Below are 24174 nucleotides of genomic sequence, written 5' to 3' on the forward strand. Positions count from 1 at the left end.
TTGTACAACAGAATAACGTATTTCGCGCCTAAAATGATGATCTATTGCACTTTCTACAGCAGATTTTGCCTAAGTACCGGATTTAGCAGCGATTCACCACATTCTAATGTACAAAATGCAACCAAACACAAAATGACTTTCCTGAGAAGGAATTCTGTTGTACAAAATACAATCAGACCTCTGGTTGCACTACTCAGGATTGTTGAATAAATCTGACCGGTTCGCATACACATACCAAAAAGCCCCGTACCGCCGGATTTCCGGCAGTGCGGGGCTTTGCTGTAGCAGCAGCTGTATCTCAGCAGCTTCAATAGATAATGTAACTAGACCGTTTTACGTGCAGCCTTCGCCGCAGTCTCTTCAGCCAGCTCTTCAAGCACACTGTTCAGGCGCAGCTTGAGCTCGTCGGCCAGCTCAACGACACCCTGGTCGTTGCGGACCGCCTGGGAATCAACAGCATATACGCCGCCCAGAATATGGCGGGCACCCAATACGGATAGTACAGGCTTCAGTGCATAGTCAATCGCCAGCAGATGCGCAAGGCTGCCGCCCATGAAGAGCGGGAGTGCGATTTTGCCGGCCAGGCCTTTTTGCGGGACCAGATCAAGGAAGGTTTTCAGCACACCTGTGTAAGAAGCCTTATATACCGGACTGACAACAATTACGGCATCCGCTTCGGCTACGAGCCCGTTGGCTTTGACAATGGCTTCGCTTTCGAACTTGGTGTGGATCAGGTCCTCTGCCGGAAGCTCGGCTACATTAATCCGTTCCACTTCAAAACCGCGCCCGCGCAGATCCGCCTCTGCATATTCAATGACCGCGTTAATCCGCGATACCAGGGACGGCGTTCCGTTGATTACAACTATTTTGGCCACATCTGCACCTCTTCCGCTATGGTTTATAAGAAAATATGCCGCTCATCGCGGTCTAAAATACTTTAAATTATTCATAATCCTATCAAAAAGGACGGAATATTGTCAAACCTCAAAATGTGCCCATCCCGTCATCCTCCTGTTTGCCGTTACTGGCCCGGGGCTAAAGGGCGCTTTCTAAAAGCCCATTTTTCAGCCCATTGCTTGCGTATGCCAGTTTTCTGGGATATAATGAGCGGCAAACCTATATTGCAATCCTGCCAATGACCGGCATCCAACCGTGAGGCGTCTGCGACCGGAGCAGTTTCATGTTCCCTAAGTTTACCGGGTTTCGCCCGTTACCGCGAAGACCAAAGAGGACCGAACCTCCTGCAAGCCTGTATTTCCGCAAGTTCGGTCAACCTGGGTGGCACCGCGAGCTGACGCTCCTCGTCCCATGGATGAGGGCGTTTTTTGTATTTTTTTAAGACAAAAGGAGCGAATGCGGTATGCTGGACATGAACTGGATCAGGGAAAATCAAGAGCTTGTGAGAAATACGGCACTTTGGAAAAGAGTCGATCCCGCGCTGGACGAATTGCTGGAATGGGACGACAAGCGGCGTGTGCTGCTCCGCGATACTGAGCAGCACCGTGCGGAGCGAAACACGCTGAGCAAGGAGATCGAACAGCTGCTGCGCCGGGGCGAGCATGCTGCCGGTGAGCGGATCAAGGAGCAGGTGCGGGCGATTAATAGCTTGCTCGGAACACTGGAAGCGGACCTGGCGGAGGCCGAACACCGCTGCGGTGAACTGCAGCTGCTTGTCCCCAATCCCGTATCGGCCGACACGCCGATCGGCAAGGATGACAGCGAGAATGTGGAGCTGCGCCGCAGCGGTACGCTGCCGGAGTTCGGCTTCGCCCCGCGCGATCATGTCGAGCTGGGCGAGCTGCACGGCATCCTCGACATTCCGCGCGGTGTCAAAGCCGGCGGCCCGCGCAGCTATGTGCTGAAGGGCGCGGGGCTCGATCTCCATCTCGCCGTGCAGCGGCTGGCCCTGGACGTTCTGACCGGGCGCGGCTTCACCGCGATGGACGTGCCGGTCATTGTCCGTCCGGAGGCGCTGGAGCGGACCGGATTTTTCCCTGGCGGCCGGGATCAGACCTATGAGCTGAACGGCGAAAACCGCTGGCTGGCCGGCACCTCGGAAGTCTCGCTGGTCTCGCTGTACAGCGATGAGACCGTGGAGCTTGACGAGCCCATGCGGCTGGCAGGCATGTCGGCCTGCTTCCGCCGCGAGGTCGGCTCGGCGGGACGCGATGTGCGCGGCCTGTACCGGGTGCATCAGTTCTCGAAGATTGAGCAGGTTGTATTCTGCCGAAACGACCCGGAGGCTTCGGAGCAGATGCTGCAGGAGATTCTGGCCAACGCCGAGCATATTCTGCAGCTGCTGGAGCTGCCTTACCGCATTGTTGCGGTCTGCAGCGGCGACATGTCGCTCAAGACGCACAAGCAATACGATGTGGAGACCTGGATGCCCAGCCGGGATGCATTCGGCGAGACCCACTCGGCCTCGAACCTGCATGACTTCCAGGCCCGGCGCTCGAACATCCGCTACCGCGATGAGCACGGCCGCCTGCAATACTGCCATACGCTGAATAACACTGCCGTGGCTACACCGCGTATATTGATCCCGCTGCTGGAGAACCATCAGCAGGAGGATGGATCGATATATATACCGGCAGCGCTGCGGAAATATATGAACGGGCTGGAGCGGCTGGAAGCACCGCAGGTGTAGCAGCTTATAGCACAGTTATAAGCTGGCTTAGAGCCGCACTGGACAGAGCACAATAGCTTCAGTTACCCGTTACAAAAGCAGCAGAGAGCGTTCCATATAACGCTGCTCTGCTGCTTTCCCCTATATTTCCCCTATAGCGGACATAACTGCACTTTTTACACTTAAAAAGCATGCCCCTCCCCCAACCCGGAAGCGGGATGATAAGTCATCCCCTAAATATAAACGCCAACCAAACATCACCAGCTGCTTTATATATTTTACGCATACATAACATTACTTTTACACATTCACTAGCTTCATTTTAAATTAGTACAGAAAACAGCTTGATCATTCATAGATTTTCACTACATTCCCTAATGTTTTTGTGCATTTTATATAAACTTTCCATATTTTAATTTTATTTAATATAAAATTAATATATATTCATGTGAGACAACCTTTCATTTTACAAACAGATGTTACACTTACTAGGTTGTAAATCATAGTTTGAGAGGAAGTGGGTTTAGAATAATGGTTATTTCTCACAGGTTGCAGAAATGGCTGTCCGCAGGACTGGCAATGCTGATGCTCATTGGCATCGTAGTGCCTGCCGGACAAGTGGCACAGGCAGCGACAGATAACAGCAATATTGTAATCTCACAGGTTTATGGTGCTGGTGGTAATGGTACTGGCAGCAACGCCGCAGAACTTAAGAATGATTTCATTGAATTATACAATCCCACTGATAAGGCAGTAAGCCTTGACGGGTGGAAGGTGCGTTATTCCAGCGCGACAGGCAATCTTGATGCACCGAAAACAGAATTCACTGCTCTAACGGGTACTATTGCTGCCAATGGATACTTTTTAATCCAGCAGGCGGCGGGAGCAGGCGGCACTAAAGATTTGCCGGCCCCAGATGTAATTGGCACCTTAGCAATGGGGGCTGCAAACGGAAAAGTTGACCTCGTAAACAGTGCTAATGTAAGCGTTGATCTGGTCGGCTATGGAACGGCCACCAATGTAGAAGGAACTGCCACTAATGCTCTGAGCAACACTACTGCAGCTATCCGCAAAGCTGCCGAAGGCGCCCCGACTGACAGCCGCGGTCTGGACACTGATAACAATGCTAACGACTTCGTAGTTCAAACCCCGGATCCGCGTAACAGCAGCTACGGCATCAAGCAGGCTGTTGAGGCTGTAACCGCAGCACCGGCATCGGGTGCCTGGCCGCAAGGCACAGCAATTACCCTTAACACAGCCACAGTAGGCGCAACAGTCTATGCAGCAGTTTACATAGACGGTGCCTCAGCCGCATACACGCCGTACAGCGGACCTATCCAGCTGAACGCGCCGACGACAATTAAGGCTTATGCCTCTGTCGCAGATGACGTGTACAGCGCAGTGTCGACATTTGACTACACCCTCCTCACAAAGCAGAATATCTCCGCTGTAAGACCTGCGGAAAAAGGCGACAATGTATGGACTGAAGGCGTTGTTACACGCATCGACGGTGCAAAAACGTTCATTCAGGATGACACGGCAGGAATCGTACTGTACGGGTTCCCGGCTTTTGCACAGGTTGGTGACCGTGTAGAAGTTCAAGGAGCCATGGATATTTATAGTAATCTGCAGGAGCTTAAGACCGTTACCGGCCTTACTTATAAGGTGACTGCTGAGAACGCAGGCGTTCCGGCTCCCAAGCTGATCACTGCTGCTGATCTTTCAGCGGCCAATGGTGAAGCTTTTGAAGCCCAGCTTGTCACGCTTAAAGATGTAACCATCGACAGCAAGGACGGAAGCACTGTCATTGCCAGTCAGGGCAATCAGACATTCACTATTTACTCCGGGCTCTCCCAACTGGCTGCCGGTAAGCATTTTGATCAGATTACCGGCGTAATTGAGCAATTCAATGCTACCTATCAATTCATTCCGCTTGGTGCAGAAAGCCTGGTTGAGGAGCTGTTCTCCGTAATAGCCAGCCCGGGTGCAGGCCCGATCATCATCGGCGGACAGGTAACGCTCTCCAGCCCTACTGCAGGAGCAGCAGTACACTACACCACTGATGGCGCTACGCCGACAGCTTCAAGCCCGCTCTATTCAGCACCCATCACTGTGGACAAAGACATTGTGATCAAGGCAGTTGCTGTGCTAGGCGGCCAGACCAGCAAGGTCTATACGTTTGAATACAAAGCTTCGGAACAACCGCGTATCCATGATATTCAGGGCGAATCCCATACCTCCAGCTTTGCCGGACAAACGGTTACGGATGTGGAAGGTATCGTTACCGAGCTTGGATATACGTTTGCCAACGGCAATTATAAAGGCTTTTTCATCCAGGATCCTAAGCCTGACAATAACATCAACACCTCGGAAGGGATTTTCGTATACAGCACCAACGCCAGCCTGAAGCCCGCTATCGGGGATCATGTGGCCGTTACGGGTCTTGTGTCCGAGTACAATGAAGGAAGCAGCAGCAATCTGACTTCCACCCAGATTACACTCAGCTCGATTAAGACGATTGCAAAGAATGTAGAACTGCCTGCAGCGGTAGTGCTGGGCAAAGGCGGACGGATTATTCCGGACTCGATCATCGACAATGATGGTCTGACTCTTTTCCAGCCTTCTGAAGATGCTGCAGATTTCTACGAGTCCCTTGAAGGCATGCGGGTTACCCTGCCAACCCCGGCCATTATCAGCCCTTACTGGACAAGCGGTAGCGGAAATTCAATCGTTTATAACGTTCCTGTACGGGTTGAAAACACATCCCAGGACGTTGTTACACCTGCCGGCGGCCTTGTGCTGAAGGGCACAGACAACCTTAATCCGCAGCGTCTCCTGATTGCTTACGGTAACCCTGGACAGGAAGTCGGTACAGGCGACAAGTTTAATGGGGATGTTACAGGTGTGATCGGCTACAACAACGGCAATTACAAGGTTATCCCGGGGAACGGAAGCCTGCCGGGCATCACACCAAGCACCTTCAAGCAGGAAACTTCAACGATTACAGTCGATGAGGACAAGCTGCTGATTGCTTCCTACAACATCGAGAACTACTACCCGGGCGTAGGCACAGCAAAGATTCAGAAGCTGGCCGAATCCATCACTGTAAATATGAAAAAGCCGGATATCATCAGCGTTGTTGAAATGCAGGACAGCGACGGTGAAGGCAACAACGGTAATGTTGAAGCCAGTGCAGCCGAGCTGATTCAGGCGATTCAGGCAGCCGGAGGCCCGGCGTACACTTACGTTGATATTGCTCCGGTTAATAATGCAGACGGCGGGGCACCGGGCGGAAATATCCGTGTCGGCTTCCTTTACAATGCAGCGAGAGTCAAGCTGTCTGACAGCATCAATGGTCAAAAGGGCAATGCAACCCAGGCTGTCGGCTACGACGCAGACGCTGATAAGCTTACCTACAATCCGGGAAGAATCGACCCGAATAATACTGCTTTTGCCAGCTCGCGCAAACCGCTTGCGGCTCAGTTTGAATTTAACGGTGAAAAAGTGATCGTCATCGCCAACCATTTCAACTCCAAATCCGGTGATAACGGTCCATTCGGAAACGTGCAGCCGCCTGTGCTTTCAAGTGAAGCCCAGCGTCATAAAATTGCTGCAGTGGTGAACGGCTTTGTCAAAGAAGTTCTGACAGCTAACCCGTCTGCTAACATCGTCGCGCTTGGTGACCTTAACGATTTCCAGTTCACTCAGACGGCAACGATTCTAAAAGGCAACGAGCTCGATAACCTGATCGACAAGCTGCCGCTGAACGAACGCTACACTTATACCTATGATGGCAACTCTCAGGTGCTTGACCATCTGCTGGTGAGCAAAAATCTCACAGCCTCCGCCGAGATTGATGTCGTGCATCTCAATGCCGACTTCCCGGAATCACGCGGAAGAGTCTCCGACCATGATCCGGTTCTGGCACAGCTTGACCTGAATGCAGACTTCTCCCTGAGAGTCCTGCACACGAATGACACGCACAGCCATCTGGAAACCGTCGTTAAACGGATGACGGCAATCAAACAGGAACGCACCGGCAACTCCATCCTGCTCGATGCAGGGGATGTATTCTCCGGCACCCTGTACTTTACCAAATTTGAAGGACTGGCTGACCTGGAGTTCATGAACTACATCGGCTACGATGCCATGACCTTCGGGAATCATGAGTTTGATAAAGGACTGCCGACGCTCAGAGCCTTCATCGACGAGGCAGAATTCCCGTTCATCAGCTCCAATATTGATTTCATTACCAAAAACAATGAGCTGAAGGATATTTTCGTTAACAAGGTGGGCGGTTCAGATTCAGCTACTCCGGTAGAGGACGGCCACATCTATCCATCCGTTATTAAAGAAGTATACGGTGAAAAAGTCGGGATCTTCGGCCTGACCACTGAAGATACTGTCGGTCTCTCCTCACCGGGCGACAACATCGCCTTCAAGGATTACAAGACCAGCGCCGAGAACACGGTGAAAGCCCTGCAGGCACTGGGCATTAACAAAATTATTGCCGTATCCCACCTGGGCTACAATGTAGACCAGAAGCTGGCTGTGGAGGTTGCAGGCATCGACGTAATCGTCGGCGGCCACACCCACACCAAGCTGGATGCTCCGGTTGTCTTCAACGCTGACACCGAGCCGACTCTGATCGTACAGACCGGTGAATACGGCACGTACCTCGGTGAGCTCGATGTGAACTTCGACGACGAAGGCGTCATCACAACGTACAACGGCAAGCTGATCGACACGACAAAATATGCGGAAGACGCGACTGCCAAAGCGATGCTCGTGAAATACGACGCTGAGCTGGCAGAAATCCGTCAGACCGTAGTCGGCAAAACCGATGTTCCGCTCGTTTACGACCGGATGATCAACGGCAAGCTGACCCGGGTGGTCCGCAATGAAGAGACCAACCTCGGAAACCTGATTGCCGACAGCATCAATGTTAAAGCGAAAGAACTGGTAAGCAAGCTGATTTCTGAATCCGAGCAGACCGCGATCAAGGGCTACGTAGCCATTCAGAACGGCGGCGGTATCCGCGCCGGGATTGATCAAGGCGACATCACCCTTGGTGAAGTGCTGACGGTCATGCCATTCTCCAACAGCCTGGTTGCCCTGAAGGTAACCGGACAGGAAATCATCGCTGCCCTGGAGAACGGCGTCAGCGGACTGGAAAGTGATCAAGGCCGCTTCGCTCAAGTCTCTGGCATGCGCTACACCTACGATTCCACCAAAAAGCCGGAAATCGTCAATGCCACAACCAATGTGGTTGAACAGGTCGGTGAGCGTATCGTCTCTGTAGAGATCAAGCAGGCCGATGGCAGTTATACTGCTATTGATCCTAAAGCTTACTACATCCTGTCCACCAACTCGTTCATGGCCGGCGGCGGTGACTTCTACCGTTCCCTGGCAGCCGCTAAGGCAGACGGACGTTACTATGAGCTGTATCTGCCGGACTATGAAGTCTTCACAGACTATCTGGCACAGGTTGGAACGGTAAACAATGCTACAGAAGGACGCATCACGGATCTGAAGGGTGCAACGCCTACACCATCACCAACTCCGGGCAATCCTTCAAATGGCGGAGGACCGGTGGCAACACCAACACCTGCTTCGACAGCTACACCGGCACCAACGGCTGCGCCGCAGGTAACAACCCTTACAGCCGAGACACTGACTGCCCAGTTCGCAGCGCTGCCTGCAGGCAGCAATGAGCTGGTGATCCCGCTGGCTTCTACAACAGGCGGAGCCCAGGCTGTACTTCCGGCCAGCGTGCTGATCCAGCAGGCTGCAGCCAACCCGGCAGCAGTGCTTACCTTCAATACGACCGACGGAACCTCTTATTCGCTTCCGCTCAGTCTTTTGAACGGAACTGCACTCACTGCACAGCTTGGCACAAGTAACTTTACAATTACAGTATCCATTCTGCCGGCCAGCACCACTGTGCTGAGCAGTTTGAATCAGGCCGTAGCGGCACAAGCAGGTTCAGTCTCCCTGGCAGCACCGGTAATTGAGTTCTCCCTTTCCGCTCAGGCCGGTAATAACAGCGTACCGCTGAACAGCTTTGGCAGCACCTATGTAAGCCGCACAATCAAGGCAACACAATCATTGAATCCGGACAATGCAACTGCTGTCTCCTTTGATCCGGTAACCGGCAAGCTCTCGTTCGTGCCTTCCGTATTCACTACCCAGGCTGACGGAACTACCGCAGTTACCATCAAACGTAACAGCAACAGCTATTACACCGTTGTCCAGTCCAGTAAGACATTCGGAGATATCACCAGCCATTGGGCCAAATCGGCTATTGATCTCCTCGCATCCAAGCTGATTATCACCGGAACAAGCGATACTGCCTTCTCACCTTCACAAGCGGTGACCCGTGCAGAATTCGCTGCCCTGATTACCCGTTCACTCGGCCTGGCAACGGTGAGCAGCGGCACTATATTCAGTGATGTCAATGCAGGCGCATGGTATGCGGATGCTGTACACACCGCAGCGGCTGCAGGACTGATCACCGGTTATACTGACGGCAGCTTCAAGCCGAACAGCCCGATCACCCGTCAGGAGATGGCTGCGATTCTGTCCAAAGCCATGAAATACACCGGCAAATCACTGAACAGTGACCCTGCGGAGCTGGTCAAATTCAGCGATGCCGCTTCCCTTCCTGCCTGGTCTCAGACGGCAGTAGCCGAAATTGCTGCTGAGGGCATTATCCAGGGACTGCCGGACGGCTCGTTCGCTCCGCAGAAATCAGCTACCCGTGCGGAAGCTGCAACGATGCTGGAGAAGACCCTGCTGGCGCTTGGCTTTATCAACTAACAGCTGCGTAGCCACATGTAAAGAGGCGGTTCCCCCGGATGTGAATAGCATCCGGCAGGAGCCGCCTCTTTTTTTTGACGCAAAAGTATTATTTAGCCGCTGCTACCGGCACAGTTACTTCTAACTCCGGAATATACTCGACCCGCACATTCCCCCGGGCATCCAGCTGAAACTCACTTGTGCTGCCCTCTTTGTACACAAAGTGATACGGTTTTAAGGTAATCGATTGCGGAACCGACCCCAACGGCGCAAACCGCGAGTCCTCTACTAACACATTGCCGCCCGAAGCGTTCGTTCCGTTTCCTGACAGCATCTGGATTATGTTCCCCTGATCATCAAACAGCTCGTATCCGATACTGCCGCCGCTGCTGTGCATTTCGGATATCGTCATGCCGTCCAGCTCCAGCCGGGTCGTTATATTGGTTGTCACCGGTGTCAGCTCAACCTTGTCCACCTGCATCGTAACATTCCCGGAATGACGGACCACGGAAGGCGCCAGCACCAGATTGTCCCTTGTATTTAGCTCCACCGGAATATCGAGCAGAAATGGCTCTTCTATCCCCGTCACTCTAAACTGCAAGCCCAGCTCGAACTGCTCCGGAAACGCCTGCCCGCCTTGATTACGCAGATCCGAAAATTCCAGCACCAGCTTATCACTGTCCGGAACCGGGAAAAGAAACGGACCGATGCTGCTGCCATAAGGAGCATAATCATTCAGCGGCAACCCGTTAATGGACAGCTCAACGTCAGTCATGGCTTCCTGCAAAGACCCGTTCTGCCCCGCTGCTCCTGAAGCCGGTGCTGTGCGCTCAAGCCCAACGGACACCCGTATTCCGTCAAAAGCTACCGCCGTCGCCGCTACGCTCACCCCGCCCTGCGTATCGCTTACTCCCGGATCGCTGTATAAGCCCTGCTCATCAGCAGCCCGTAGCCCGAGATCACCGGCCAGCTGGAATACCCGCTCCATCCCGGGAATATGCTTCAGCGCTTCTGCCGCCGCCGGAGAAATCAGGCCGGTTCCTGCAACTGCAGTCATGATAAGTACAGCCGCCGCCACCGCTGCAGCTGGCTTCCGCCATCCCCGCCGCCCTGACGCTGCCTCCCAGCTCACCTGCCTCCGCTTCTGGTCATACCGGTCCATAACCCCGCGGGTCAGATCAATCTCAGCAGGAGTGTCCCGGATCATCTGCTCAAGCCGCCCCAATTCCTTATCCTCTATCGCTGTGCGGTTCACCAAGCCTGATCTCCCCCTTCGTTTTTTGCCGGCCCAGCTTGTCCCGCAGACGCTCATATTTCTTGCGGACTCTGGCCGGATTCATCCCTACAATAACCGCTATCTGTTCAAAATTGTACTGCTCAAGCGCCCGCAGCAGCAGAATCTGCCGTTCCTCAGGATTCAGCCGGGCAAGCAGCTCATGAATCTTGTCTGTAAGCACAGGCCGGCTTCCCTCCGTCTCAGCCTCGGCTTGCTGCTGCCTGTACATGGCGAACAGCTTGAAGCCCTTGCTCCGCCTTTTAAGCAGGTCTGTACAATGATTCCTTGCAATTCTGTACAGCCATGCGGAAAAGGATACCGTCTGCCTGAAGCCGCCGATATGCTCAAGTGCTTTAATAAAAATGTCCTGCGCAGCATCCTCCGCCTCTTCCCGGCTTCCCAGCAGATAGTAGCAATACAAATAAATCGGACGCTGAAAGTGCTCAATAATCGTACTGTAGGCCTGCACATGACCTTGCAGCACCTGCTCTACGATCACTGCAAGCTCACCGTCTTCCCACGCGTTTCTCCCCGGATGTGCCGGCTCCTTCATAAGCTCCTCCCCTCTCTTTGCCTATATAACTGAAAAAGAATGTGTTTTGTGACATGGATGAAAAAGTTGGCTGTTAAACCTGCTGCGGGCAAACGCATTATTATTGCTTGAAAGTTCCAATCAGTTCGCTTATACTAAAACAAATTAGTTGTTCTATATTTATAGAACATATTTAGACGGATCAGATATCTTATTTTTTTTGAAATGGGGAACACGCTATGAGTTACAGTGTTGAAATCGATTTTGCACCTATGTATGAATGTATCGCCAGTCTTAACGCCTTTCTTTATAAACAGAATCATAATGCCATGGACGCCGGTAAGCTGTGGGTCCGTGAAGTGCAGGACCGTTTTGCCCCGGTACAGCTTCAGAATATGCGGGAGGTTATCAACCTGGCCGAGGATTTCAATTTGAATCCCTATATCTGGAGCTGTCCGGGTGAGCGGACAGTCAGCGGATTCCTAAGCTGGTTTGAGGAGCTGACAACAGGGGAGTTATTTGAGATTTCCGGACGTTTCGGCCAATCCGTCCCTGCCAATCTTCCCGAGCTGCGCAGCAGAGCGGCAGAGATGCTGCGCGAATGGGATGCCCGCTATTTCAGCGGTATTGATCAGCGGATTCTTGCGGGACTGCAGAGCGAAGCAGACAGCCGGAGAAAGACGCTCGGCGGCGGGAATGACATGGAGGTTTATGAACAGGCAACTGCCGGCATGCGCCTGTATCCGGCAGAGCAGCTGAAGCGGGTCATTCTTATTCCCCAGTATCACCCCCGGCCGCTCGTTACTACAGCTTTCTATGATGAGTTTGTGTTCACCAGCTACTCCTGTGATGTGCTTCCTCCGGAGGAAGGACGTCCCCCTGCGGTGCTGCTGCGGCTTACCCGGGCGCTGTCCGATGAGACGCGGCTGTATATTCTCCGGCTGCTGACCGGCCGGCAGCTGAGCTTCACTGAAATCGTCAAACAGGTGGGCCTGTCCAAAAGCACAATCCATTACCATCTGATCGCCCTGCGCGCCGCCGGGCTGGTCATCGTCCACAGCACTGGCAAAACGGCCTCTTACAGCCTGCGGCTGGAGGCACTGCAGGCGCTGCCGGAGCAAATCGGAAAGTATCTGGAGAGCTGATCCGGATCAGGAAAGGGAGGGGATTTACACGTGTTCAAACAAAAAAACAGTTACTACGGGCTTTTGGCGACCATATCCTTAAGCACCTTCGGCGATACCTTCGGACTCCTGGCCATGGAATGGCTGGTCTATGAGCTGACCGGCTCCAAGCTGGCCATGGGTGCGCTTGTGCTCGCCTCCGGCATTCCGGAGCTCCTCATCCGCCTGCTGGGATCGCCGCTCTCCGACCGGCTGAACCGTGTGCGCCTGATGGCCTGCCTCGGATCGCTCCGGCTGCTGGCCATCCTCCTGCCGCTCGGCATGGGGCTTCTCGGCCAGCTGCAGCTCTGGCATCTCTTCGCTGCAGCAATGCTCAGCGGTGCCTGCTCTGCGCTGTTTTTGCCGACGGCAACCGCCGTCGTTCCCGGCATAGCCGGCGACCGCAAGCTGATGCGTGCCTTTGCAATCATCGAAGGCTGCAAGGGCGCCGCCGTCCTGCTCGGGCCGGCGCTGGCCGGCGTGCTGACCGCATCCAGCGGTGCGCTGCCAGCTCTGGGCATCAATGCGCTGTGCTATTCAGCCGCAATTGCCACTCTATTCAGCCTGCCGAAGCTGGCAAAGCCCCGGGAAACAGCCGGCCGCTTCTCCCTTCAGGAATACTTGGGAGAAATCGCCGAAGGATTCAGCTTTTATAGGCAATTCCCGGCCATGCTGACTATTATGGTTCTGGTCTCCGTCAGCAATCTCAGCTCGGGTGCCGTCTGGACCATGATGGTCCCCTATGTCCGTGAAGTGCTGCACCGTGATGCGGCCGCACTGGGCTCCCTGGGTACGGCATCGGCGCTTGGTTACCTGAGCGGAATCAGTATCGTCTCGCTGATCGGAGAGATCAGACGCAGACGGCCTTTCATGCTCGGCAGCCTGATCGGAATCGGGCTGGTCACCGCTTTGTGGGGGCTCATTCCAAGCTATCCGTTCGCCCTGGCTGCGGCATTCATGGCTGGCGTATTCGGACCGTTCTTTGGCTCCCTGAGCTCCGCTCTTCACGGGCAGCTGGTCCCGGCAAGCCACCAGGGCCGGGTGAATTCCATCCGCTTCCTGATCAGCGGCGGACTGCAGCCGCTTGGCGCTTTGGCCGGCGGGGCGGTTGCCGAATTCTACGGGGTTCCGACTTTGTTCGTGGCCGCCGGGCTGCTGCCGGTAATCTGCGCCGGACTTGCGGCGCTGCTCCCCGGCCTGAAGGCACTGGACGGTGATCTGACACAGCTTGCGGCCGGAGCACGGTTGGGGGTTCCGGCTGCAAGCCGGGTACAGCATGCCAAATAAGCTATACAAACAGGCAGTGCCACTGATGGGCACTGCCTGTTTGTATGCCATCCAAGTATTCTAGAGCTAACCAACTTCATTGGAATTGCCCGCCAAGGGGCTTAGTGATCGAACTAAGTGGATTTTCGCCATCTATTTAGCAACAATCTCCCCGGAACGGAGCTGCTAATTGGAAAAATGCTACTTAATTCTGCGTTTATCGTACTCATGGAGCGAATGTGGTCAAAATAAGTGTCGATTTTCCACCTAATCACTGAAAAACAATAAAAATCATCAAATGAAGTAGCGATTATCCAACTAATTGTTGAAGACCCGATTTATCGTGCACAGAGGGCGAATGAGACACCGAGTATCCAACAAATAGATTCGGGAGCTACTGCCTGCTTCCCTACGATTCCACAACTGCATCAGCCGACTCATAATGACTGATGTCCCCATGCAGCAATATCTCCGGTACGCCATCTTTAATGTCGATCCGGCACAGGCAGGTTGGATGAATGTAAGGCAGATCCCACAGCTTGTTCATCGGCCGTGCTTCAAAGTACGCCATCAACACTTTGATTACAACTGTGTGCGTCACTATAAGCACCGTCTGCCCCTCATGGGTGCTAACAATCTCCTGCAGCCTGTTCAGCGCCCGCTCCTGCACCTGGGCGAAGGTCTCACTGCCCTCCACGCCGAATTTCTCCGGATCTTCCCAGAAATACCGGAACTGCTCCGGCTCAGCCAGCTTGATTGCCGGGGATTCGCAGCCTTCCCAGCCTCCCATACACAGCTCCTTGAACTCGTCGCAGGCGGTTACGGGAATCTTGCGTTCTCCCAGAATAATCTCCGCGGTCCGCAGTGTCCGCGGGCTGGAGCTGGCATATACTGCATCCAGGTGCACATCCTGCAGCCCCTTGCCAAGCCACTCCGCCTGCTGTACCCCAAGCGGCGTAAGCGGCGAGTCCTGATGCCCCTGCATCCGCTGCTGCACATTCCACTCTGTCTGGCCGTGCCGGGTTAAATAAACCGTTGTTGTCCCTATTTTTAACTCCTCCTTGAACCTGCCCTGAGCTTAGTTCTACCCTAATCTCCCAATATGCCTCTGCCTTGGCTGCAGAATCCGCAGGCTGCAGGCAGTCCGATGTCAGCCGGCTGCCACGCAGCCTACTTCCGGTTCCGCTCCAGCCACTTCACGCCGTAATCCACCAGCTCCCGCTGCGGCATCAGCTGAGCGGCCGATGCCGCCACACGCCCGTGCCGGATCAGGCCCGTCTCCCGGCCGAAATCCTCCCCAAGCGCCTTGAAATCCTCCGACTCCCAGTTCAGGTCCCTGAACTGCACCCACTGCCGGGTTCCGTCTACCAGCATCGGCGTGCCGGGGGTCACCTCCTGCTTCCCGGCATACTCTGCCCGGTATTCCGACAAGTGCAGGGAGGTGTTATTCAGGCTGTCTACACCCAGCAGCAGCACGCTCCCGTGCAGATCGTAAATCCGGGCCAGCGGAGACTGCTCGCCGAAGGCGAATTCCAGCCCGTGTCCGTCAATGATGAAATCCCTGTGCTTTCCCCAGGCTACAAAGGAATCGATCGGATGACTGCTCCGCTTAACCCCCCGCTGCTTGCGGAACGTATCCGCGATAACGCCCATGCCCCGCAGCGGAGTCAGGTCCGGATCATAGGCCGGCATCTGCTCGCGGATCGTCTGCCACCAGGCTTCCGGCACAGGAGGCCTGCTCCAGCCTGCGGGATCGGTCTGGTCGGAGGACTGCGACGGCATGACGAGTGTTCCCTCCGTCCCGAGCACCTCCTCCAGGGCAAGAATAACAGCCGCCGGACCGCCGGCAACCCACTGGCCCAGTGACTTAAAAGAGGAATGCAGCAGCAGAGTCATACCCTCCTGTACACCCAGCCTGCGGAAATCAGCCGCAAGCGACTCTACTGTAATCAGATTGCCTTGTATCTCTTCCACTTCCTTACCTCCAAACCTGCATTTCTTAATAAAGCTCCTTATCCTCCGGGCGGATGCTGCCTGCGCCCAGCAGCTTGATCCGGTATTCTCCGGGGGAGATGCCCTCCAGCTCCTTGAATACACGGGTAAACTGCTTGCTGTTCTCAAATCCGACGGCCTCCGACACTCCCGACAGCTTCATCATCCGGCTGCCTGCGAGCAGCTCTTTGGCATGGCGGATACGCACTTTTTTGAGATAGATGACAAAGCTCTCGCCTGTATAGGCCTTAAAAGCCTCACTGAAATAAGAATAGCTGAGCGATACATGGTTGCTGACCATCGCCATATTCAAGGGACGCGCGTAATGCTCCTCAATATAAGCCAGTGCCGCTTCCATGTCGGCGTGCTCGGTATGCGCGGAGCGTATTCCTATAATATAATCGTTTACACTGAGCAGCAAATGTTCCAGCGCGCGGTAATAATCATGAAAATGGCGGTAATTATACAAGTTGCCTACTGTACGGTACAGCTTCAGCACCTCAACGGAAGCCTCCCCATGCACCCGGAATACCTCATCCAGCACACGTTCGTTGATACTGCGGGCCACATTCTCCACGTAAGCCAGATCCAGATGCTGCAAATGCTCCGTCTGAAAAATATTCCCGAGCAGGCTCTTAATCTCCTTTTCCCGTTCGGTCCCCAGCATATTCAGCAGCTTGCGCAGCTCCTCCTCCGGCAGAGGAAAGCTAAGCCGGTCAGCACGGATACTCCCGTAATCCATGTAGCCGGACTGAGGGGTCAGAAAAGTATACTGCAGCGCACGGCAGGCCTGTTTATAGCATTCCTGAAAATCCTCCGGGTTGCCCGTTGTCTCGCTCACACCCATCAGCAGCCCTTTAATTTCCTTCGTTTCCGCGATTCTGTACAGGTTCAGGAACGCTTCAGCTCTCCCGCCGGCAAGGATCAGCTTTCCTTCCCAGTCGGTCAGAATCTCGCTGAACTGCTGCTCCAGCGGCCCCGTCAGCCGTTCCAGCAGCCCCTGCACCTCACCGGAGTTCATCCGCGTGCCGTCGCTGTAGTAATAATTTATAACGCCTACCATATACGGAAGCTGCAGCCTTCCCAGCTCCTCCAGCTGCTCAGGGGCAAGCTGCACATCCTGCTGCTGCAGCAGACGCTGGAGGCGGGCGGTACGCAGCTCCTTGCGGTAGTTTTCGGTTTCCAGCGCCTGCCGGCTTGCACCGCTTTCCTGCGCCTGGCGCTCCTGCTGAATCTGCTCAAGGGTACCGAACAGCTCCTCGCGGCGGATCGGCTTCAGCAGGTAGTCCTTCACCCGGTGACGGATCGCGCTTTTGGCATATTCAAAATCATCATGGCCGCTCAGGATAATCACGGCCGGGCGCCGGTCCGGCAGCACTTCCGCCGATAAATGCTCCAGCAGCGTGATACCGTCCATTACGGGCATACGGATATCGGTAATAATGATGTCAGCCGGCTCCCGCCGGAACAGCTCCAGCGCCTCCTGCCCGTTGCCTGCCAGCCCAATCGTATAAACCGCCGGATATTCCCGTTCAATCATTGCCTTAAGACCCTGGCGGATCATTTTCTCGTCATCTACGATCAGCAGCTTCTTCATCATCTCTTATCCCCCGTCAAAAGTACTTTTGGCAGCGTCATGAATACCGTAGTCCACCGCCCCGGCTCACTTTGCAGCTCCAGCCCGTAAGCATCGCCGTAGAACAGCTGCAGCCGCTGATGCACATTCCTTAGGCCGATGCCTCCGGCCTTGTAGCCTGCGCTTCCCTTACCCGAAAACTCTGTGCTCTGCTCTTCTTTGGCGTAAATGTTCTCATGGAGAGCGGCCAGCCGCTCCGGCGTAAGCCCGCAGCCGTTGTCGCCAATCAGGATAAAGAGCTCTCCCTCCGATTCCGTCACATCAATACGTATGCTGCGGCCTTCCGGCTCATCCCCGCCGTTATTCCAGGCATGCTTCACACTGTTCTCCACAATCGGCTGCAGCGACATTTTCAGCACTTCGACTTCCATATAAACCTGATCTATATTCAACTCCAGATGGATGGGGTGTTCAAAACGGATATTCATAATCTCAATATAATTCTGAATATGGCGGATTTCATCGCGCAGCTTCACATATTCGCCTGTCCATTTAAAGTTATAGCGCATCATGCCGCCCAGCCAGGTCAAGGCATCGGATATCGTCCGCTGATCCTCAATCTCCGCCAGCATTTTAATATTTTCCAGCGTATTGTAGAGGAAGTGTGCGTCGATCTGATTATGCAGCGTGCGCAGCTCGGCCTCCTTCGTGAGCGCCTGCTTATGAACGGCCTGGGCCACCAGCGTATTAATCGTGTTCATCAGCTTGTTGAAGTGATGCGCCAGCTCCCCGACCTCCCCGCCTCCGCGGATGGACAGCCCCGTATAGGTCTCGCCTTTGCGCACTTTTTTCATCGTTTCTGTCAGCAGCCGCAGCTTCTTGAGAATAAAGGCATTCATAACATAGGCGATCAGCGTAACCAGAAAAATAAACCCGATGTTGGCGCCGATCAGCAAATTGCGGGTCTGGGAGATATGCTTCATTACATCTTCCATGGATACCACATTGATCAGCGAAGCGCCGATCCGCTCAAGCGGAGTATGAATCAGCATGAACGAGCTGCCGTTCTCCTTGTAATGAATGTCCCATTCCCCGGTCTCCCCGTAATGCTTCAGCCGCTCGGTAATAGCCTTCTCCAGCTGTGTATAGTTCTCAGTAAAAGAGTTGTCACTGCGTGTAAACAGCCGCATTCCGGAATCCGCGATGAACATCTGGGACTGGTTATCGCGTACATCCGTATACGTCTTCGGCGTGAAATTGTTCAGCATCATATCTACCTGGATCATCCCGACATGATGGCCGGCCGGAATGCTGATTGCCCGCAGCAGGGAGACCTTGGGCTGTCCCTCTGTCAATAAATTGGTGTACCGCTGCATGACATCGGGATCATTGCTCTGAAACACCCACAGCTCCCTTTCTTCCAGCTTCAGCGCTTCCTGATACCACGGCTCCTCATACACCCGGTCTTCACGCAAAATAATCGGCCAGATCTCATACATACTCTCGTTGTTTGAGTACAGGCGCAGATGCTCAATGCCCGGGTTGTTCAACTGGATACGGCTTAGATTGATAAAGGTAGTGTTATTAAAATCGACAAGCTCCCCTAACGTAAGAGCGCTCTCATTTGAGAGATAGCTCCTTACAGCCGAGTCGGAATAAGCAATCTGTGCCGCCCGCTCCATCACTTCAATCTGATTGACGATGTGAAGCTTCTCCATCTGCAGCAGGTAATTGTTCTTATCCACGGCGTCACGGACATAGGTATTGTTAATGGTTCTAAAAGAAAACACGGAGACAAGCAGACTCGGGCCGAGGATAATGAAAATATAAGCGGCCACCAGCCTGCTCTGCAGCGATCTGCGCCCCCACCAGTAGCTGAAGGAACTCCAAAGCTCTCTAATCCGTTTACGCATACGCACTCTCCTGTTACCGCATCATCTCAATAAATAGAAGCAAACAACCCAAAAGCCCGCAGTCAGCGGGCAATTGGGTCTTATTCTATACTATTCCATACCGAGTTTCTTTTTGTTCTCCTGATACTTGGTCTGTCTGTAGGCATCGAAGGTCGCAAAGCCTTCTTTTTCCTTCTTCGCGAGGTAATCATTCCAGATCTCATCGAATTCGGCATCGGAGGAAGCCATCAGCAGCTTCGGCATCGTTTTGCCGCGGAGCTGTTTGAGCTTGGTAGCGATAATGCCTTCCGGCGAGTTGCCGGTAGGATCGATCAGCTGGAACTCGGAAGTATTGATTGCCTTACCGCGGGTCCAGTCTTCCAGCTGCTTGAACGGTTCTACAGATTTAGGAGCCCATTGGTCGGTAATGTTCGTGTTCTGCAGCATCCAGAACGTGAAGGAAGAGCCGTATTGCTTGTCGAACGCCGCACGGTCGCTGTTCATCAGCGCGAATGCTTCAGGCAGGAACTGGTCTTTACCATCAATTGTATCATAGCTGACGCCTTTTTCACCCAGGTACAAATCTTTATTTCCTTCCTCACTGTTCAGGTAGCTGAGGAATTTAATAGCGCGTGCTTTGTCTTTTACATTCTTGGAGATCAGGGTTACTGTCCAGCCGGAGATACCAGGGCCGTTCAGGGTTGGCTGATCCAGCGCCGTATTGGAAGGTCCGTCTACAGCAATATAGGTCTGTTCAGGATTCTTCTGGAAAATGGTTCCAAGCTGGGAAGCGAAGTCCGTACGCTGGTACAGCATTGCGAAGTAGCGGCCTTGAGCAATCTTTTCTTCCATTTGAGCACGCTTGTCGATGAAAATGTCTTTAGCCAGCAGTCCGTCCTGATTAGCCTGACGGAGTGTTTTCATCCAGCGTACATACTCAGGATCAGTCTCGCGCTCATACACCTTGCCGTCTTTTTCCCAAGGGATCGCCAGGAAGTTCTGCAGGTAGCCTTCCAGGGAGTCATTGCCGTTCTCCGTAAACTCATGCAGGCCGAGTGGAATCAGCGGCTGGCCGTTTACTTGAGGGAATTTCTCCTGCGCCATTTTGAGGGCGTTCAGGAAGCCTTCCGGTGTGCGCATATCCGGGCTGCCAATCGCTTCATAGATATCTTTGCGGACTACGAAGGTCTGGTTGGATACATAGTTTGCGCCGTACTTTTCATAGTCGGCAGGTGAGGAGGAAGAGTTCGGATAACCGTAGACATTGCCGTCCTCCTGGGTGTACCAGCCGAGCTTATCTTTATCGGAAACCTTGTAGAAGTAAGGGTCATATTCATCCGCCAGCTTGTTGAGCGGCAGCACCATATCGCCTTCGATCATTTTCTTGATCGCATCTTCCCAGAAGCCGAGGGTAATGAAGTCAGGCAGCTGGCCGGAAGCAATCATTGTATTCAGCTTTTCATTCTCGTTACCGGCAGGCACGATGAAGTTAATGTTGACGCCGGTCTTTTTCGTTACATATTGCGAGGTCGGGTCTACACCCCATTTATTTGGAAACCAGGAGAAATTCAGATACCAGTCAAAGGTGATCGGTGAAGTATCGCTTTGCCAGCCCGGTTCATCCCCCGATGGCGCAGCAGCCGTAGGTGCGGCTGAAGCTTCGGTTGTCGCCGCCGCTGTATTGGTATTCTCCTTATTTGTGTTGGCATTTCCTCCTGCATTGTTGTTGCCTGAGCAGCCTGACGCCGTCATCGCGAGCATCAGTCCCAAGAGCAGCAGCACCATTGATTTTGGCTTGCGTTTCATGCCCATGCTTATTTACCCCTTTTCTAAAATGTTATGAATGAATACTTGTATAAGCTCAACCCCGGAAGCTGCTTGGCGCAGCCTCTGGAGGAGTTACCTGATTATACACGGCCGCTGATCAGCCCTTGATTGAACCGATCATCATGCCTTTTACAAAATAGCGCTGCAGGAACGGATAGACGAATACAATCGGCAGCGTCGTGACTACCATAGTGGCCAGCTTGATGGACTGTGAGGTTACGGTCTTGGTAACGCTGCTGCCCTGCAGGGCGACCATCATCTGGTTGGAGCTGGACTGGGCCACCACCCGGAACAGATACGTCTGGATCGGCTGCAGGTCCGGGTTATTGATGTAAATAATACCTGCAAAATAATCATTCCATTGATACACCCCGTGGAACAGCGCGATCGTTGCGATAACCGGCATGGATACCGGCAGCACCACCCGCAGCAGAATCGACCAGTCATTGGCACCGTCGATCCATGCCGCTTCCTCAAGTCCTTCGGGAATCTCCCGGAAGAAGGTCATGAAGATAATCAGATCGAAGAAGCTGAACAAGACCGGAATGATATAGACCAGGAAGTTATCGAGCAGATGTAAATCCCGGTTCAGCAGGAAGGTCGGAATCAGTCCCCCGTTGAAGAACAAGGTGATGGTACCGAGCAGAATGTAGAATTTCCCGCCGATCAGCCCTTTTCGGGACAGTGCATAAGCTACCATTGCCGTGAAGAATACGTGCAGGACCACCCCGATAACCGTCTTGGCCACCGTAACGCCCATCGCCGTCATAATGCCAGAGCTGGCGAATACCGCTTCAAAGTTCTCCAGGCTGAACATCCGGGGCCACCAGTAGATCCCGCCCATCATGGCGTCATTGCCGTCATTGAAGGCGTTAATCAGCACGTACCATATCGGATACAGAGTAACGAAGCAGATACACAGCATGACCAGGTTGTTGGCGATATCGAATATGGCTTCGCCCATCGTTTTGCGTTTGAGAGAAAACATGGTTTAAATCCTCCTTCTTCTAGAACAGTGACGTATCGTTGACTTTTTTGGTTACCTGGTTGGCAATTAGCAGCAGGATCAGTGCTATGACTGATTTGATCAACGTGACCGCCATAGAATAGGAGAAGCGGCTGGTGACAATCCCTGTATAGTAGATGTAATAGTCAATTACATTACTGGCTGTTTCGTTAAGCGAGTTGCGCAGGACCAGAATCTGATCGAAATTCGAGTTGAGCACGCCGCTGACCGCCAGAATGAACAGAATGCTGATCGTTCCGCGGATGGCCGGCAGTGTGACGTACCACATTTTCTGGAAGCGTCCGGCGCCGTCGATGGTAGCGGCCTCATACATTTCCGGGGATACCCCGGCAATTGCCGCCAGGTAGATAATCGCTGACCAGCCGAGTTCTTTCCAGATATCCGAGGAGATCACGATGGTCCAGAAGTAGCTTGGTTCCGCCAGATAGGAAATCGGCTTATCAATAAGGTTCAGTGCCAGCAGAATATTGTTGATGATCCCTACATCTGCAAGCCAGGTTGCCAGGATACCGCCAAGCACAACCCAGGAGAGAAAGTGCGGCAGGTAGGAGATCGTCTGAATCGCTTTTTTGTAGCGGATCGAACGTACCTCATTGAGAAACAGGGCAAAAATGATAGGGAGAGGGAAGCCGATCAGCAGCTTGATTAAACTGATGCCCAGCGTGTTCTTGATAACATACCTCAGGTCCTCGTCCTCATATAATTCTCTGAAGTGCTGAAGTCCCACCCAAGGGGCCTCGGCAATCGATTTGACAATGTTGTATTCCTTGAAGGCGATAATCATCCCGTACATCGGAATGTAGTTAAAAATAATCATCCAGGCCACGCCGAGCAGCGCCATTGTCTGCAGATGCTTTTGGGCTACCAGCCTTTTCCATAGTGATCTTTTGCGACCTGAACCGGTTTCGATAAGAGCCGGAACGGGCAACTTTTTCATCGGGCTAACCCCGCCGCTTGTTTTGTTCTCCATCGTATGGACCTCCAAGATAAATCTTTTTCTGTAATGTGTTTATAAAAGCGTTTGCAGCTCTATGCCCTTATTGTAACCGCATTCACCCTAAGGGGGAAGGTAGCGAATTTCCGGTTTGGGGTCGCAAATTTCGGGTGGGGAGAATGGTGATTCGATCCGCTGGCCGCTGAGTAAGGGGGCCCTTGACCCTTCGCTAACCAGCCGCTTACTTCTCACCTAGTGGGATTTTTCCCTCTATTGCGTGCTGATTGAGCTACCTTTGGTTGAGTTAGTGGGATTTTTCCCTCTATTGCGTGCTAATTGAGCTACTTTTGGTTGAGTTAGTGGGATTTTTCCCTCTATTGGGCGTTAATTGAGCTGCCTTTGGTTGAGTTAGTGGGATTTTTCCCTCTATTGCGTGCTAATTGAGCTACTTTTGGCTGAAATAGTGGGATTTTTCGGTAGCGTCAAGAAGTTTGTGTAAGAGAGTAAAAGTGGGTTCTCAGGTGTTTGTTAATAGGTGTGGGTGTCCTTGGGGGCGGGGGAACCCCGCCCCCAAGGACACGAGAATCAGGTCGCTTGTTCTGACTCTTCCAACACGGGGTACCGCGCTTCAAACATGGCGTTCAATTTCTTCTTAACTCCTGGATCGCCGAATCCTCGAGTAACCCGTTCGGCAAAGCGGTTATTGTACTCCATCACGTCAAGGTAAATAATTTTCTCTGCTGCATCCATGTTCGTCAGACTATTCATCGGCTTAAGACGCTTTCGAATTTCCTTGTTCATTCGTTCAATGGGGTTCGAGGTGTAAATGGCCTCCTTTATAAGCGGAGGATATTTGTAAAATGTCAGTAAGGTAGAGAATTGGTCCTCCCAAGAACGTAGCTCTTTCGGATACAGCTTGCCCCATTTTGCCTTCAGCGTATCGAACGCAGCCAGCGCCAACTCATGGTCTGCAGCTGTATAAACTGTCTTTATATCTTCAAAAAAATCCGTCTTGTGCTGGACCCGAATATTGGGGAAAGTCGCACGGATTTTATGGACTACACAGTGCTGTACATCTGCCTTGGGATAGATTTCACGGAAGGCTGTGTCTAGTCCCGGCAGCCCGTCGAATACACCCAGCAAGACTTCATGGACTCCACGGCTGTACAGAGATCTTTAAGCACCTCACGCCAGCCGTTTGCGCTCTCTTGACCGCCGACGTAGAAGCCCAGGATCTGACGGTGTCCCTCTTCGTCGATTCCCAT

The 24174-nt window shown here is 53.2% G+C and carries 14 protein-coding genes and 1 pseudogene; 4 read left to right on the top strand and 11 right to left on the bottom strand.

Annotated features, from left to right (window positions below; all coding sequences use genetic code 11):
• Positions 1–323: 323 nt before the first annotated feature.
• On the bottom strand, positions 324–875 hold the full coding sequence (ssuE, locus tag M2108_RS21675) for an NADPH-dependent FMN reductase (RefSeq protein WP_277471312.1): 552 nt from the start codon (positions 873–875) through the stop codon (positions 324–326).
• A gap of 485 nt (positions 876–1360) precedes the next feature.
• Between ssuE and serS the strand changes: the two genes are divergently transcribed.
• Together serS and M2108_RS21685 are read left to right on the top strand one after the other, a co-directional pair.
• On the top strand, positions 1361–2647 hold the full coding sequence (gene serS, locus M2108_RS21680; RefSeq protein ID WP_277471314.1) for a serine--tRNA ligase: 1287 nt from the start codon (positions 1361–1363) through the stop codon (positions 2645–2647).
• Positions 2648–3205: 558 nt separating this feature from the next.
• The gene (locus tag M2108_RS21685; protein ID WP_277471315.1) at positions 3206–9445 is read left to right on the top strand and encodes an S-layer homology domain-containing protein; all 6240 of its coding nucleotides are present in this window, start codon (positions 3206–3208) and stop codon (positions 9443–9445) included.
• 88 nt (positions 9446–9533) lie between these two features.
• Here the strand turns inward: M2108_RS21685 and M2108_RS21690 are convergent, their stop codons facing one another.
• Both M2108_RS21690 and M2108_RS21695 read right to left on the bottom strand, forming a co-directional pair.
• Complete coding sequence (locus tag M2108_RS21690; protein WP_277471328.1) at positions 9534–10679, bottom strand: DUF4179 domain-containing protein; 1146 nt, start codon at positions 10677–10679, stop codon at positions 9534–9536.
• Positions 10654–11253 carry an RNA polymerase sigma factor gene (locus M2108_RS21695; protein WP_277471316.1) on the bottom strand — a complete coding sequence of 200 codons (600 nt, stop codon included), beginning with the start codon at positions 11251–11253 and terminating at the stop codon, positions 10654–10656. Before M2108_RS21695 ends, M2108_RS21690 begins: the two co-directional genes overlap by 26 nt.
• Before the next feature lie 218 nt (positions 11254–11471).
• On the opposite strand from M2108_RS21695, the gene M2108_RS21700 reads away from it, so the two are divergent.
• Entirely contained in the window at positions 11472–12377 is a 906-nt protein-coding gene (locus M2108_RS21700) for an ArsR/SmtB family transcription factor (RefSeq protein ID WP_277471317.1), read from the top strand.
• 30 nt (positions 12378–12407) lie between these two features.
• On the top strand, positions 12408–13682 hold the full coding sequence (locus M2108_RS21705; protein WP_277471318.1) for an MFS transporter: 1275 nt from the start codon (positions 12408–12410) through the stop codon (positions 13680–13682).
• Between the two features lie 388 nt (positions 13683–14070).
• Here the strand turns inward: M2108_RS21705 and M2108_RS21710 are convergent, their stop codons facing one another.
• From M2108_RS21710 to M2108_RS21745, 8 genes and pseudogenes are all read right to left on the bottom strand, one after another.
• The gene (locus M2108_RS21710; RefSeq protein WP_277471329.1) at positions 14071–14709 is read right to left on the bottom strand and encodes a histidine phosphatase family protein; all 639 of its coding nucleotides are present in this window, start codon (positions 14707–14709) and stop codon (positions 14071–14073) included.
• A gap of 122 nt (positions 14710–14831) precedes the next feature.
• Positions 14832–15635: an AAC(3) family N-acetyltransferase gene (locus M2108_RS21715; RefSeq protein ID WP_277471319.1), complete on the bottom strand. Its 804-nt coding sequence runs from the start codon at positions 15633–15635 to the stop codon at positions 14832–14834.
• A gap of 25 nt (positions 15636–15660) precedes the next feature.
• On the bottom strand, positions 15661–17253 hold the full coding sequence (locus tag M2108_RS21720; RefSeq protein WP_346780583.1) for a response regulator transcription factor: 1593 nt from the start codon (positions 17251–17253) through the stop codon (positions 15661–15663).
• Positions 17250–19142, bottom strand: a complete 1893-nt coding sequence (locus M2108_RS21725; protein ID WP_277471320.1) for a cache domain-containing sensor histidine kinase — start codon at positions 19140–19142, stop codon at positions 17250–17252. The genes M2108_RS21720 and M2108_RS21725 overlap by 4 nt, the downstream gene beginning before the upstream one ends.
• A gap of 90 nt (positions 19143–19232) precedes the next feature.
• Positions 19233–20933 carry a type 2 periplasmic-binding domain-containing protein gene (locus M2108_RS21730; RefSeq protein ID WP_277471321.1) on the bottom strand — a complete coding sequence of 567 codons (1701 nt, stop codon included), beginning with the start codon at positions 20931–20933 and terminating at the stop codon, positions 19233–19235.
• A 112-nt stretch (positions 20934–21045) separates the two neighbouring features.
• Complete coding sequence (locus tag M2108_RS21735; protein ID WP_277471322.1) at positions 21046–21936, bottom strand: carbohydrate ABC transporter permease; 891 nt, start codon at positions 21934–21936, stop codon at positions 21046–21048.
• 19 nt (positions 21937–21955) lie between these two features.
• Positions 21956–22912 (bottom strand): ABC transporter permease, encoded by a 957-nt coding sequence (locus tag M2108_RS21740; protein ID WP_277471331.1) that lies wholly within the window; start codon positions 22910–22912, stop codon positions 21956–21958.
• Positions 22913–23494: 582 nt separating this feature from the next.
• Positions 23495–24174, bottom strand: a pseudogene (locus M2108_RS21745) (IS256 family transposase); the annotation flags it as partial.

Source organism: Paenibacillus sp. PastM-3 (genome assembly GCF_029893965.1).
Lineage (GTDB): Bacteria > Bacillota > Bacilli > Paenibacillales > Paenibacillaceae > Paenibacillus_AQ.

Excerpts from the sequence above, each read along its gene's own strand:
- M2108_RS21735 (WP_277471322.1), bottom strand. The coding sequence starts at position 21,936 with ATGTTTTCTCTCAAACGCAAAACGATGGGCGAAGCCATATTCGATATC.
- M2108_RS21730 (WP_277471321.1), bottom strand. The coding sequence starts at position 20,933 with ATGGGCATGAAACGCAAGCCAAAATCAATGGTGCTGCTGCTCTTGGGA.
- M2108_RS21700 (WP_277471317.1), top strand. The coding sequence starts at position 11,472 with ATGAGTTACAGTGTTGAAATCGATTTTGCACCTATGTATGAATGTATC.
- M2108_RS21740 (WP_277471331.1), bottom strand. The coding sequence starts at position 22,912 with ATGAAAAAGTTGCCCGTTCCGGCTCTTATCGAAACCGGTTCAGGTCGC.
- M2108_RS21695 (WP_277471316.1), bottom strand. The coding sequence starts at position 11,253 with ATGAAGGAGCCGGCACATCCGGGGAGAAACGCGTGGGAAGACGGTGAG.
- M2108_RS21685 (WP_277471315.1), top strand. The coding sequence starts at position 3,206 with ATGCTGATGCTCATTGGCATCGTAGTGCCTGCCGGACAAGTGGCACAG.
- serS (WP_277471314.1), top strand. The coding sequence starts at position 1,361 with ATGCTGGACATGAACTGGATCAGGGAAAATCAAGAGCTTGTGAGAAAT.
- M2108_RS21720 (WP_346780583.1), bottom strand. The coding sequence starts at position 17,253 with ATGATGAAGAAGCTGCTGATCGTAGATGACGAGAAAATGATCCGCCAG.
- M2108_RS21725 (WP_277471320.1), bottom strand. The coding sequence starts at position 19,142 with ATGCGTAAACGGATTAGAGAGCTTTGGAGTTCCTTCAGCTACTGGTGG.